Source organism: Pseudomonas sp. LBUM1649 (genome assembly GCF_059716155.1).
Map to the genome: position 1 here is coordinate 4,529,562 of NZ_CP166807.1, position 12,507 is coordinate 4,542,068.

Below are 12,507 nucleotides of genomic sequence, written 5' to 3' on the forward strand. Positions count from 1 at the left end.
CATGGTCCGGGCGGCGTTCCGACGATGGAGGAGCAAGCACCGCGGGGTGTCAGGCAGCCAGCGTTTTCGTTGACGACCATCGTCGGATCGCCGTCCGGAGCATGCTCGCTCCTACAACAAATCACAGGCATAAAAAATCCCCGAACCAGTCGGGGATTTTTTATGTTCGATCAATCAGCCCGAGGGCGGATCAATCTTCGCGGTAGCGACGCAGCTTCAACTGCTTACCGGCAACGCGAGTGTCCTTCAGTTTGGTCAGCAGACGCTCCAGACCATCTTCCGGCAGCTCGACGAGGCTGAAGCTGTCACGCACCTGGATGCGACCGATGGCTTCACGCGCCAGACCACCTTCGTTGAGGATGGCGCCCAGCAGGTTCTTGGCAGCGATGCCATCACGCGCACCCAGCGCGGTACGGCAACGAGCACGGCCTTCAGCCAGTGGCATTGGTGCGCGACGCTCGCGATCACCACGCTCAGGACGATCACCGGAACGCTCTGGACGATCGCCACGCGGTGCGTTATTCGGCACCAGTGGGCGTTCTTTCTCGATAGCGGCCAGGGTCAGCGCTTGACCGTTGGTTGCCTTGCGCAGCAGGGCTGCGGCCAGGGCACGCGGGCTGCAACCGATGTCGGCGGTCAGGCGATCGAGCAGATCACCGTGGGTCGATTCGGCATCAGCTACCAGCGGCGACAGGCTGTTGGTCAGCTTCTTGATGCGCGCATCCAGAACGGCTTGAGCGTCCGGCAGGCGAACTTCAGCAACCTTTTGACCGGTTACACGCTCGATCACTTGCAGCATGCGGCGCTCACGTGGAGTCACCAGCAGCAGCGCACGACCTTCGCGACCGGCACGGCCGGTACGGCCGATACGGTGAACGTAGGATTCCGGATCGTACGGCATGTCAACGTTGAACACGTGAGTGATGCGCGGAACGTCCAGGCCACGAGCAGCAACGTCGGTCGCCACAACGATGTCCAGACGGCCATCCTTGAGGGAGTCGATCACGCGCTCACGCTGGTTCTGGGCAATGTCACCGTTCAGCGCAGCGGCTTTGTAGCCTTTGGCTTCCAGGGCACTTGCCAGGTCCAGGGTCGCTTGCTTGGTGCGCACGAACATGATCAGGGCGTCGAAGTCTTCCACTTCCAGCAGGCTCAATACAGCCGAGGTCTTCTGGTCAGCGTGAACCAACAGGTGAGCCTGTTCGATCGCGGTAACGGTCTGAGTCTTGGTCTGGATCTTCACGTGTTGCGGATCGCGCAGATGGCGTTCGGCAATGGCACGGATCGACTGCGGCAGGGTAGCCGAGAACAATACGGTCTGACGGGTTGCAGGCAGGGCCTTGAAGATGACTTCGAGGTCGTCCATGAAGCCCAGTTTGAGCATTTCGTCGGCTTCGTCGAGAACCAGGTGGTTCACGGTCGCCAGTACTTTTTCGTCACGACGCAGGTGGTCGCACAGACGGCCCGGAGTAGCGACAACGATCTGTGCGCCATTACGGATTGCTTTCAGTTGCGGGCCCATAGGCGCGCCGCCGTAAACGGCCACAACGGTAACGCCGGGCATTTGCTTGGCGTAAGTTTCAAAAGCGGTTGCTACTTGCAGCGCCAACTCACGAGTTGGCGCCAGGATCAGGGCTTGCGGTTCGCGCTTTGCAGGATCGATGCGATGCAGGATCGGCAGGGCGAACGCTGCGGTTTTACCCGTACCGGTTTGCGCCTGACCAATCATGTCGTGTCCGGCCATGATGATCGGGATCGATTGCTGCTGAATAGCCGATGGCTCTTCGTAGCCAGTCGCGATGACGGCTGCAAGAATATTCGGATTAAGATTAAAAGCGGCGAATCCGCCGGATTCCTGGGTCATGGGTCTGCCTCTAAGTGCATCCGCAAAGACCCATGCTCCAAAGCTGCGCGTGCCGTGTTGAGACTCAAGAGTCGCCCTGGCAGCTTTGTCGGCGGGGATTTGCGAAAACGAATGAATGAAAGAATCGTTTAGGAAGTGTTCGTTGGGCGAACGTGCAACCGAATCTGACTTCGGGGAATTGCGCCACCTAAACGCGGCCCGGCTAAAGGCCGGCGCGCACTATACCGGAATTTGCCGAAAAAGGGAGCTTTTTTTATCGCAAAACTCCCGCACACTGCGTTTGTCACAGGCTTTGCGGATAATCGCGCGAACGTCTACTTTTCAAGGGCCCTGCCCTGCGGGCGATGACGCTAAAACGGTTCACCCACCCGCCACAGACCTCTGGTCTGCGCCCCCTCTCCCGCTTGAGGAAATGCAGCATGAAAGAGCTCAATACCAGCCGCGTGAGCCGTGAAAAGCGTGGTCATGTCCTGTTGATCGGACTGGACCGGGTCGCCAAACGCAACGCCTTTGATCTCGACCTGCTCAACGAATTGAGCCTGGCCTACGGTGAATTCGAAGCCGACAGCGAAGCACGTGTGGCCGTGGTCTTCGGCCATGGCGAACATTTTACCGCCGGCCTGGACCTGGTCAATGCCAGCGCGGCACTGACCGAAGGCTGGCAAGCCCCGCCCGGCGGCTGCGACCCGTGGGGTGTCTTCGCCGGGCCCAGGGTCAGCAAACCGGTGATCGTCGCCGCCCAGGGCTACTGCCTGACCATCGGTATCGAGTTGATGCTGGCCGCCGATATCAACCTGTGCGCCAGCAACACCCGCTTCGCGCAAATGGAAGTGCAGCGCGGCATCTTCCCCTTCGGCGGCGCCACCTTGCGCCTGCACCAGGTTGCTGGCTGGGGCAACGCGATGCGCTGGATGCTGACCGGCGACGAGTTCGATGCCCATGATGCCTTGCACCTGGGTCTGGTGCAGGAAGTCATGGCCAGCGAGGATTTGCTGCCGCGGGCGATTGAACTGGCCGAGCGAATCGCCCGGCAGGCGCCGCTTGGGGTTCAGGCAACGCTGATGTCTGCCCGGCAGGCCCGTTATGAAGGGGAAACGGCGGCGGCGCAGGGGTTGCCGGCGCTGGTGAAGAAATTGCTGGTCAGCGAGGATGCCCAGGAAGGTGTGCGGTCGCTGGTTGAGCGGCGGCCCGGCGTATTCAAAGGATGTTGATATTTGCGTCGACATTGATATAGCTATCGCGGGCAAGCCATGCTCCTACAGGTTTTGTGTTGTACACAGAAAAAGTGAACGACACAAAACCTGTAGGAGCCTGGCTTGCCCGCGATGAGGCCCTCACAGCCACCGGCTTATGTCGCCGGGCGAATCACCTTGATCAACGACTGCAACGAATACCCCAACCGCGGCGCCAGCGCTTCGGCCCGATCGGCCAGGCTTTCCATGTTCAGCACCTGATCCAGTTCGGAAGGCACGATCAGGATCACGTTGCCCTCCTTCACCGGCAGTTCCCAGTAATGCCGATGATAAAGCCCGCGCAGCAACGCGGCGCCCAGTGGCTTGCCATCGTCGGTGGCCCATTGGTTGATCACCAGCCAGCCTCCCGGATTCAGGCGTTTCTGGCAATTTTCCAGAAACGACCAGGCCAGATGCCCGACACCCGGACCAACGTCGGTATACAGGTCGACGAAAATCAGGTCCGCCGGCTCGGCGCTGTCGAGCAGCTCCAGTGCATCGCCTACCCGGATGTACAGGCGTGGGTCATCATCCAGCCCCAGGTATTCGATGGCCAGGCGCGGCACATCCGGGCGCAGCTCGATGGCTTCGACATCTTCCAGCGGCAGGAACTTCAGGCAGGCCTGGGTCAGCGTACCGGCACCGAGCCCCAGGAACAGCGCGCTTTCCGGCTGTTCATGGCACAGCGCTCCAATCAGCATCGCCCGGGTATAGTCGTACTCAAGCCAGCTCGGATCGGCCGTGAACACGCAACTTTGCTCGATGGCATCACCGAATTCGAGAAAGCGGTAATCGGCCACTTCCAGCACGCGAATCACGCCAAATTCGTCCTGCACCTCGGCGAGCAGATGCTCGACGCGCTCCTCAGTCATTTCGTCTCCTGATCGTTGCCGGGCCTTCTTGGGCAAACAGCAACGCGATAAACCGCAGCGGAAGCGGCAAAGGCGCGATTGTCCGCGAAGCGACGGGAACAGGTCACGCACTAATTGCTGATAACATGGACGTCCGAGCGTAAAACACTAGAGATCATGATGAGCCAACCCTGGAGTCCTGACAGCTGGCGCGCCTTGCCGATCCAGCAACAACCCCAATACCCCGACGTGGCGCATCTGCAGCACGTCGAGCAGACCCTGGCCAGCTACCCGCCGCTGGTGTTTGCCGGGGAAGCCCGGGAATTGCGCCGTCAGTTTGCCGAAGTGACCCAGGGGCGAGCGTTTTTGCTGCAGGGCGGCGACTGCGCCGAAAGTTTCGCCGAGTTTTCCGCCGCGAAAATCCGCGACACCTTCAAGGTGCTGCTGCAAATGGCCATTGTCATGACGTTCGCGGCCGGCTGCCCGGTGGTCAAGGTCGGGCGCATGGCCGGACAGTTCGCCAAACCTCGCTCGGCCAACGACGAGACCATCGACGGCGTGACACTGCCGGCCTACCGTGGCGATATCGTCAACGGCATCGGTTTCGATGAAAAAAGCCGCGTGCCGGACCCGGAACGCCTGCTGCAGTCGTACCACCAGTCCACCGCCACCCTGAACCTGCTGCGCGCCTTCGCCCAGGGCGGGTTTGCCGACTTGCACCAGGTACACAAGTGGAACCTTGATTTCATCGCCAATTCGGCCCTGGCGGAAAAGTACAGCCACCTGGCCGACCGCATCGATGAAACCCTGGCGTTCATGCGCGCCTGTGGCATGGACAGCTCGCCGCAACTGCGCGAAACCAGTTTCTTCACCGCCCACGAAGCGCTGCTGCTCAATTATGAGGAAGCCTTTGTCCGTCGCGACAGCCTGACCAACGACTATTACGACTGTTCGGCCCACATGCTGTGGATCGGCGACCGCACCCGTCAGCTCGACGGCGCGCATGTCGAATTCCTGCGCGGGGTGAACAATCCGATCGGGGTCAAGGTCGGCCCGAGCATGAACCCCGAAGACCTGATCCGCCTGATCGACGTGCTCAACCCCGACAACGATCCGGGTCGCCTGAACCTGATCGCACGGATGGGCGCGAACAAGGTCGGCGATCATTTGCCACAGCTGATCCGCGCCGTCCAGCGAGAAGGCCGGCAAGTGCTCTGGAGTTCCGATCCGATGCACGGCAACACCATCAAGGCCAGTAGCGGCTACAAGACCCGCGACTTCGCGCAGATTCTTGGCGAAGTGAAGCAGTTCTTCCAGGTCCACGAAGCCGAAGGCAGTTACGCCGGCGGCATCCACATCGAGATGACCGGGCAAAACGTCACCGAGTGCATCGGCGGTGCGCGGCCGATCACCGAGGACGGCTTGTCGGATCGCTACCACACCCATTGCGACCCGCGAATGAATGCCGATCAGTCGCTGGAGCTGGCATTTTTGATTGCCGAGACATTGAAACAGGTTCGGCGTTAAATAGCGCCGACATGGGACTGTCATAAATTTTGTGTTCGGGCATAACATGTTGAAGAGGTGCATGTATGCCGACCAAAAAGAAACCGGCCCGCGAGGCCCAGCGTGACCTTCCATCCATTCCAAAAGAGCTGATCGACCAGTTCGTGAACGGTCCGATGAGTGCCGAAGCCATTCAGGACGCTTCGATGGCGTTCAAAAAGGCGCTGATTGAACGAGCCTTGGGAGCCGAACTCGGCCACCACCTTGGCTACCCTCAGGGCGCGCAGCGCCCTGAGGAGTCGAGCAACCAGCGTAATGGTAAGAGCGGCAAGACCGTGCTGACCGATGACGGCCCGCTTCGCCTGGACATCCCCAGAGACCGCGATGGCAGCTTTGCTCCGATTCTGATCCCCAAGCACGAGCGCCGCTTTACCGGCTTCGATGACAAGATTATTGCCATGTATGCACGCGGCATGAGCGTGCGCGAGATTCGTGCATTTCTATCGGAGCAATACGGCACAGATGTCTCCCATGACTTCATCAGCTCAGTCACCGATGCAGTTCTGGAAGAGGTCAGTGCTTGGCAGCAGCGACCACTTGAACCCATGTACCCAGTCATTTTCTTCGATGCTCTGCGGGTCAAAATCCGTGACGAGGGGGTGGTTCGCAACAAGGCCATTTACTTAGCCCTGGGCGTATTGCCGGACGGTACACGAGATATTCTGGGCATCTGGATTGAAACGACCGAGGGTGCCAAGTTCTGGATGAAGGTTTTCAATGACCTCAAGACTCGAGGCGTCGAAGACGTTTTGATCGCTGTCACTGACGGACTCAAAGGCATGCCAGAAGCCTTGAGTGCGGTGTTCCCTCAGACGACGCTGCAGACCTGCATCGTCCACTTGATCCGTAACAGCCTTGATTACGCGGCCTGGGATAAACGTCGCGAACTGGCCAAAGCCCTGAAGCCGATTTATCAAGCACTCAACGCTGAAGTTGCCGAGCAGGCTTTAGATGCCTTCGAATCTGGACCTTGGGGTAAACAATATCCAACGGTGGCTGCTGCCTGGAGGCGTGCCTGGGACCGAGTCATCCCGTTTTTCATCTTCCCGCCAGCCATACGAAAAGTGATCTACACCACCAACGCCATCGAGAGCATCAATGCTCAGTTGCGCAAGATCATCAAGACAAGAGGACATTTTCCAACCGATGATGCGGCGACAAAGCTGATCTGGCTGGCACTGCAAAATATCACCGCCAATTGGGGCAGTCCGGCCCATGACTGGAAGAACGCAATGAATCAGTTCGCGGTTTTGTACGGAGATCGATTCATCAGGCCAACTTGGTGAAATGAAGGCCTGCCTTACGGCAGGCTGTTACCGGCCCGCACACAAAAAATCTGACACTCTCCCGACCCCATCGCGAGCAAGCTCGCTCCCACATTGGACCGTGTCCTACAGGGCAACTCGGTCAACTGTGGGAGCGAGCTTGCTCGCGATGGGGTCGTCTCAGGCACCATCAATATTGGCCAATGCCACCCTCAACCTTGCCGCACTCGCCCGCGGGCAATTCAACTGGATCCGCGCCAGCCCCAGCCAATCCGCCATCCGCCGCAAATTGACCGCCAACGCCAGCATTCCTTCATCATCCAGCCCTTGCTCTTCTTCATGCACCGCATTCACCGCCAACCGCCCTGCAGCCCGTTCGGCACGCAGGTCGACCCGCGCGGCAATCCGTTCATTGTGCAAAAACGGCAGGACGTAATAGCCATAGACCCGCTTGTCCGGGGGCGTGTAGATCTCCAGCCGGTAGCGAAAATCGAACAGGCGCTCGGTACGGCTGCGTTCCCAGATCAGCGAATCAAACGGAGAAAGCAACGCGCTGGCCTCAACCTTGCGCCGCACCTTCGGCTCAGACAGGCAATAAGCAGGTTGCCGCCAGCCCTCGACTTCGCAGCAGAGCAATTCGCCGGCCTCGATCAACTCCGCCAGACGCGGACGACTGTCCGCGGGGCTCAAGCGAAAATAGTCACGCAGGTCTTTCTCGGTACCGACGCCCAAGGCTGATGCGGCATGCCGTATCAGCCCGCGCTGGGCCTCAGCCTCGCTGAGCAGCGGTTGCGCCAGAATCGTCGAAGGAATGACCCGCTCCGGCAAGTCATAAAGCCGTTCGAAGCCACGCCTGCCGGCCACTGTCACTTCACCGGCGGCGAACAGCCATTCCAGCGCATGCTTTTCCGCGCTCCAGTCCCACCAGGGCCCTGCCCGTTCCTGGCGAGTCGAGAGGCTGCCGGCGCCCAACGCGCCCCGCTCTTGAACGCAGGCCAGCACCCGCTGAACCGTGTCCTGCTGTTCACGACCGAAACGCGCCAGTTGCTGATAAATGTCTTCACCACGGCTTGCCCGCCGCATGCGCCAGCGCATCAACGGGTATATCGACAACGGCAGCAAGGACGCTTCATGCCCCCAGTATTCGAACAAGGTACGGTGTCGCCCCTGGCTCCAGGCAGCCTGGTCGAGCAAGTCCGCGGAATAATGGCCAAGCCGGGAAAACAGCGGCAGGTAGTGCGAACGCACCAGCGCATTGACCGAGTCGATCTGCAAAATTCCCAAGCGTTCGATCAATCGGTTGATCCCGGCTGGCTTGACCGACACTGGCGACTGGCGCCCGGCAAAACCTTGGGCGGTCAGCGCCATACGTCTGGCTTGTTTCAAGGAAAAGGACAGGGACGCAGGCATCTGACGGCTCATCTGCAAGGCTCTTCCCACCTTAGCGGCAGGTGGGAAAAACGCCAATGCCAACGCCTCATCGCTTGAGTGGATCATCCCAGAACGGGCGCGCTGACTCCCGACGGACATCGGCTCGACTCAAGCCAATATCGCGCAAGCAGTCATCGCTCAATCGCGCCAGTTCGGTTCGATCCCTTCTCAGTTGGCGCCAGCGCTGCAATTGCGTGATCGCCGCCCAGACTGGCTGTCGTAGCCTGAGCAGTGCATGCCTCGTGTCTCTCTCTTCAATGCCTATCCCTTCAATGCCTCGTCGTTCCATGACACCACTCCTCAATGTTGGGGAGAGGATCTTCAGCCAGTGCAGAAACAGGCTCCAGCAAAGCTCTATGACCATCTGTTTCGGGCTCGCGTCTACCCCATCAGCTCGGGCTTTGGCCGGGATGATGAGGTAGTGACAGGACATTTCCATGGGTCGTCGAGCCTACTTTCCATTGCCCATCGGGTCTTGCCAGAAGTGCAGTTCAGCTTCCTGCGCGACGTCGGCACGACTCAAGCCGATGTCCTTCAACGCTTCATCACTCATGCTTGCTAGCAATTCGCGCTCACGGTGCAGCTCGTACCAGCGGCTGACCTTGTGCAACAGATCGGATACCAGGTGAATCGAATGTTTTTCAGCGCCGTGAAACTCATGTTGACCTTTCATCTTGTTGCCCTCCGTTTGGATGGCCCAAGTCTCTGCCCAGGGCTAAGATCAATCCAACGAATGTTTCTGATGGTAACCATCTCTGAGATTGATGCATGTCGGCCTACCCGAGTATCGATACCGAAGTGCTGCGCACCTTCGTCGCCATCGCCGACCAGGGTGGTTTCACCCGCGCCGGTGAATTGGTCCATCGCACCCAATCTGCCGTCAGCATGCAGATGAAGCGACTGGAAGAAGATGTGCTGCAGCGCCAGTTGTTCCAGCGTGATGGACGCCAGGTGCGGCTCACGGCCGAAGGCCAGGTTCTGCTGGGTTATGCGCGGCGAATCCTCAAGTTGCATAGCGAGGTGTTCAACACCCTGCGCGAGCCGCACATGATCGGCACGGTGCGCATCGGCACCCCGGACGACTACGTGATGCGTTTTCTGCCGGGGATCCTGCGCCAGTTTGCCCAGTCCTACCCGCTGATCCAGATCGAAGTGCATTGTGAATCATCAAAACAACTGCTGATGCGCCAAGACCTGGACCTGTCCATTGTCACCCGTGAGCCGGGTAGCGAAATCGGCCAGTTGTTGCGCAAGGAACGTTTTGTCTGGGCAGAGGCGCAATGCTACAGCGCCCACGAGCAGACGCCGTTGCCCCTGGCGATGTTCAACAGTGATTGCTTCTGCCGGATGTGGGCCTGCAACGCCCTTGATGCCCAAGGGCGCGATTATCGCGTGGCGTATAACAGCGACAGCCTGTCGGCGATCATGGCGGTGGTCAGCGCCGGTCTGGCTATCACCGCGCAACTGGAAAGCCTGATCACCGCGGACATGCGCATCCTCGGTGAAGCCGAGGACCTGCCGGTGCTGCCCGAGGCCAGCATCATGCTGGTGCGCAACCTGCATAATCCGTCACCGATCACCGAGTGCCTGGCTGAGCATATCGTCGAAGGCTTCAAGCTTTAAACGCAAGCATGACCGCACAGCACAGCAGAAAGCCGCAAAACAGGGCGCGCAGCAGGCGTTCCGGCAGGCTGTGGGCGATCTTCACGCCCCAACTGATACTCATCAACCCGCCGATGGCCAGTGGCACTCCGATCATCCAGTTCACCTGGTGATGCACCCCATAGGTGACCAGCGTGACGCCGGTGCTCGGCAGTGCCAGTGCCAGGGACAGGCCCTGGGCAACCACCTGGGTGGTGCCGAACACGCTGGTCAACACCGGCGTTGCCACCACTGCTCCGCCGACGCCAAACAGGCCGCCCATGGTGCCGGATGCGGCACCGAGCACTCCCAGCCATGGCCATGAATGGTTCATCTGCGCCGAAGCCGCTGCGCTGGCGAGGAACATGCGCACCAGGTTGTAGGCGCAAAGCGCGATCAGGAACGCAACAAAACCGATACGCATGGTTTGCGCATCGACACCCACTGCCCAAATCGATCCGAGCCAGGCGAAGCAAAATCCCATCGAGGCCAGCGGCAGCGCGTGACGCAACTCGATCTTGTTACGCTGGTGGTAGCGCCACAGCGCCAGCATCACGTTCGGCACCACCATCACCAACGCCGTACCTTGGGCAATCTGCTGATCGAGACCGCACAACACGCCCAGCAACGGAATGGCGATCAATCCCCCGCCGATACCAAACAGGCCGCCGAGGGTTCCGAGGGCCGCGCCGAAAGCCAGGTACGACACAAACTCAATCACAGCGTATATCTCCCAAACGTCAGGCGATCCATCCTACGCAACTGGTTCTGGTGTGGAAACGCACAGCAACGCACAATGGCTATGCCAATCTCGCACAAGCATCGAGCCACACATGAATCCCAACCAACTGACCGAGCAACTGGGCCTGTTTCTCGACGTGCTGGAAACCGGCAGTTTTTCCGCAGCATCACGCCGTCATCCACTGACGCCCTCGGCAGTGGCGCGGCGCATAGACAGCCTGGAAGGCGCCGTCGGCAGCCAGTTGTTCATTCGCAGCACCCATGCGGTGCGCGCGACGCCGGCGGGGCTGGCGTTTGCCGAACGCGCACGCAGGATCGTCGCCGAATTGCGCCTGGCCCGGGCCGAAGCGGTGTCCCTGAGCAGTGCTCCGGAAGGCCTGATTCGTATCGATGCACCGGCCGCGTTCGGGCGGCGCCATCTGGCACCGATGATTGCCGATTTTCTGCTGCTCTATCCCGGCCTCGACGTGCAATTGCAGTTGATCGACAGCTTTGTCGACATGCAGGGCTTGAACCTGGGCAAGGTCGATCTGGTGTTGCGCGCCGGGCAATTGGCCGATACCCGGTTGGTCGCCACGCCGCTGGCGAGCATGGTGCGCATCGCCTGCGCCAGCCCCGACTACTTGCAACGCCGCGGCGTACCGAATGATCCAGCGCAGCTGGTCGAACATGACGGCCTGGACTGGGCCGGCCTGGCCCCTCCGTTCGCCTGGCGTTTCGAAAGGGACGGCCAGATGCAACTGCATCGGCCGACGCGCGTGCGCATGAGCGCTAACAATGCCGAAGCCCTGGTCTGCGCCGCACTGGCCGGTCTGGGCATCGCCCACTTGCCGACCTGGCTGGCCAGCGAGCACTTGTTGCGCGGCGAACTGCTGCCCTTGTTCTGCGAAAACGGCCTGCCGAATCCGGAAAGCACCGGGATCTATGCCTTGCGCCTGCAGCAGCAACCCAATTCACGCAGTCGCCTGCTGCTGGAATACCTGAAAACCCGTTTCAGCCCCATTCCACCATGGGACCTGGTGTTGCAAACCCATCTGGGCCGGCACTAGTCCAGAATTGTATGGCGCATTAAAGATTTGCCCGCTAGATTCATCAAGATCACTGATCAAGGCTTCCAAATGACCACCAAGCGCGACACCCCGGACAACTGCGACGACCTACTGCTGGACAATCAGGCCTGCTTTGCCCTGCATTCCACTTCGCTGATGTTGACCAAGGTCTACAAACCCTTGTTGCAGGCGCTGGGTCTGACCTATCCGCAATACCTGGCGATGATGGTTCTGTGGGAAAAGGACGGTTTGACCGTAGGTGAAATCAGCGCGCGCCTGTTGACCGATCCTGGCTCGCTCACGCCGCTACTCAAGCGCCTGGAGGCCGAAGGCGTGCTCAGCCGCACCCGCAGCCGTGAGGACGAGCGCGTGGTGATCGTCGAACTCACCGAACAGGGCCGCGCCTTGCGCGACAAAGCCCGTGACATTCCTCAATGCATCCTCGGCGCCAGCGGGATGACGCTGGAGCGACTGCAAAAGCTTCAAGCGGAACTGCAAGAACTGCGTCGGCATCTGCAAGACAGCCTCTAATTTTCAAACCACCGAAAATCCCCTGTGGGAGTGAGCCTTTGTGGCGAGGGGATTTATCCCCGTTGGGTCGCGCAGCGGCCCCAAAACCTGCAACAGCGGAGTTTCGATACACCGCTTGCACTGGCTTTGCGACTGCTTCGCAGCCGAACGGGGCGGTGCGACGTTTCGCTAAATCCCCTCACCACAAAGGCTCACTCCCACAGTAGTTTTGCGCCTGTGCTCGATTTTTTTACAAATTTATCTTGCGCGCTAATTATTTGCGCGATACATTCACCCCGCACTTACTTAGCGCGCAAACATTTAGCGCAAAACAACAAGCCCAAACGAGGCTTTCAC

12 protein-coding genes are annotated in these 12,507 nt (G+C 59.8%); 6 read left to right on the forward strand and 6 right to left on the reverse strand.

Annotated features, from left to right (window positions below; all coding sequences use genetic code 11):
* Positions 1-190 precede the first annotated feature (190 nt).
* Entirely contained in the window at positions 191-1,864 is a 1,674-nt protein-coding gene (locus ACA058_RS20970; RefSeq protein ID WP_497635732.1) for a DEAD/DEAH box helicase, read from the reverse strand.
* Between the two features lie 419 nt (positions 1,865-2,283).
* Here ACA058_RS20970 and ACA058_RS20975 point away from each other — a divergent pair, with 419 nt between their 5' ends.
* On the forward strand, positions 2,284-3,075 hold the full coding sequence (locus tag ACA058_RS20975) for a crotonase/enoyl-CoA hydratase family protein (RefSeq protein WP_497635733.1): 792 nt from the start codon (positions 2,284-2,286) through the stop codon (positions 3,073-3,075).
* Positions 3,076-3,212: 137 nt separating this feature from the next.
* On the opposite strand, the gene ACA058_RS20980 is transcribed toward ACA058_RS20975, so the two are convergent.
* Positions 3,213-3,968, reverse strand: coding sequence for a spermidine synthase (locus ACA058_RS20980; RefSeq protein ID WP_497635734.1), 756 nt, complete (start codon positions 3,966-3,968; stop codon positions 3,213-3,215).
* A 159-nt stretch (positions 3,969-4,127) separates the two neighbouring features.
* Between ACA058_RS20980 and ACA058_RS20985 the strand changes: the two genes are divergently transcribed.
* Together ACA058_RS20985 and ACA058_RS20990 are read left to right on the forward strand one after the other, a co-directional pair.
* The gene (locus tag ACA058_RS20985) at positions 4,128-5,474 is read left to right on the forward strand and encodes a class II 3-deoxy-7-phosphoheptulonate synthase (RefSeq protein ID WP_497635735.1); all 1,347 of its coding nucleotides are present in this window, start codon (positions 4,128-4,130) and stop codon (positions 5,472-5,474) included.
* A gap of 65 nt (positions 5,475-5,539) precedes the next feature.
* Positions 5,540-6,799, forward strand: a complete 1,260-nt coding sequence (locus ACA058_RS20990; RefSeq protein ID WP_497635083.1) for an IS256 family transposase — start codon at positions 5,540-5,542, stop codon at positions 6,797-6,799.
* 159 nt (positions 6,800-6,958) lie between these two features.
* Here the strand turns inward: ACA058_RS20990 and ACA058_RS20995 are convergent, their stop codons facing one another.
* The 3 genes from ACA058_RS20995 to ACA058_RS21005 form a co-directional block, all read right to left on the reverse strand.
* The gene (locus ACA058_RS20995; protein ID WP_497639978.1) at positions 6,959-8,188 is read right to left on the reverse strand and encodes a winged helix-turn-helix domain-containing protein; all 1,230 of its coding nucleotides are present in this window, start codon (positions 8,186-8,188) and stop codon (positions 6,959-6,961) included.
* Between the two features lie 67 nt (positions 8,189-8,255).
* Entirely contained in the window at positions 8,256-8,498 is a 243-nt protein-coding gene (locus ACA058_RS21000; RefSeq protein WP_497639979.1) for a DUF1127 domain-containing protein, read from the reverse strand.
* Positions 8,499-8,660: 162 nt separating this feature from the next.
* On the reverse strand, positions 8,661-8,882 hold the full coding sequence (locus ACA058_RS21005) for a DUF1127 domain-containing protein (protein ID WP_497635736.1): 222 nt from the start codon (positions 8,880-8,882) through the stop codon (positions 8,661-8,663).
* A 95-nt stretch (positions 8,883-8,977) separates the two neighbouring features.
* Between ACA058_RS21005 and ACA058_RS21010 the strand changes: the two genes are divergently transcribed.
* Positions 8,978-9,832, forward strand: coding sequence for a LysR substrate-binding domain-containing protein (locus tag ACA058_RS21010; protein ID WP_497635737.1), 855 nt, complete (start codon positions 8,978-8,980; stop codon positions 9,830-9,832).
* Here ACA058_RS21010 and ACA058_RS21015 read toward each other — a convergent pair.
* Positions 9,822-10,571 carry a sulfite exporter TauE/SafE family protein gene (locus ACA058_RS21015; protein ID WP_497635738.1) on the reverse strand — a complete coding sequence of 250 codons (750 nt, stop codon included), beginning with the start codon at positions 10,569-10,571 and terminating at the stop codon, positions 9,822-9,824. The genes ACA058_RS21010 and ACA058_RS21015 overlap by 11 nt on opposite strands.
* A gap of 112 nt (positions 10,572-10,683) precedes the next feature.
* Between ACA058_RS21015 and ACA058_RS21020 the strand changes: the two genes are divergently transcribed.
* Both ACA058_RS21020 and ACA058_RS21025 read left to right on the forward strand, forming a co-directional pair.
* Positions 10,684-11,640 carry a LysR family transcriptional regulator gene (locus tag ACA058_RS21020; protein ID WP_497635739.1) on the forward strand — a complete coding sequence of 319 codons (957 nt, stop codon included), beginning with the start codon at positions 10,684-10,686 and terminating at the stop codon, positions 11,638-11,640.
* 69 nt (positions 11,641-11,709) lie between these two features.
* Positions 11,710-12,171, forward strand: coding sequence for a MarR family winged helix-turn-helix transcriptional regulator (locus ACA058_RS21025; RefSeq protein WP_497635740.1), 462 nt, complete (start codon positions 11,710-11,712; stop codon positions 12,169-12,171).
* Positions 12,172-12,507 lie beyond the last annotated feature (336 nt).

Coding starts and splice junctions, on each gene's coding strand:
- ACA058_RS20970 (WP_497635732.1), bottom strand. CDS start 1,864: ATGACCCAGGAATCCGGCGGATTCGCCGCTTTTAATCTTAATCCGAAT.
- ACA058_RS20975 (WP_497635733.1), top strand. CDS start 2,284: ATGAAAGAGCTCAATACCAGCCGCGTGAGCCGTGAAAAGCGTGGTCAT.
- ACA058_RS20980 (WP_497635734.1), bottom strand. CDS start 3,968: ATGACTGAGGAGCGCGTCGAGCATCTGCTCGCCGAGGTGCAGGACGAA.
- ACA058_RS20985 (WP_497635735.1), top strand. CDS start 4,128: ATGAGCCAACCCTGGAGTCCTGACAGCTGGCGCGCCTTGCCGATCCAG.
- ACA058_RS20990 (WP_497635083.1), top strand. CDS start 5,540: ATGCCGACCAAAAAGAAACCGGCCCGCGAGGCCCAGCGTGACCTTCCA.
- ACA058_RS20995 (WP_497639978.1), bottom strand. CDS start 8,188: ATGCCTGCGTCCCTGTCCTTTTCCTTGAAACAAGCCAGACGTATGGCG.
- ACA058_RS21000 (WP_497639979.1), bottom strand. CDS start 8,498: ATGGAACGACGAGGCATTGAAGGGATAGGCATTGAAGAGAGAGACACG.
- ACA058_RS21005 (WP_497635736.1), bottom strand. CDS start 8,882: ATGAAAGGTCAACATGAGTTTCACGGCGCTGAAAAACATTCGATTCAC.
- ACA058_RS21010 (WP_497635737.1), top strand. CDS start 8,978: ATGTCGGCCTACCCGAGTATCGATACCGAAGTGCTGCGCACCTTCGTC.
- ACA058_RS21020 (WP_497635739.1), top strand. CDS start 10,684: ATGAATCCCAACCAACTGACCGAGCAACTGGGCCTGTTTCTCGACGTG.
- ACA058_RS21025 (WP_497635740.1), top strand. CDS start 11,710: ATGACCACCAAGCGCGACACCCCGGACAACTGCGACGACCTACTGCTG.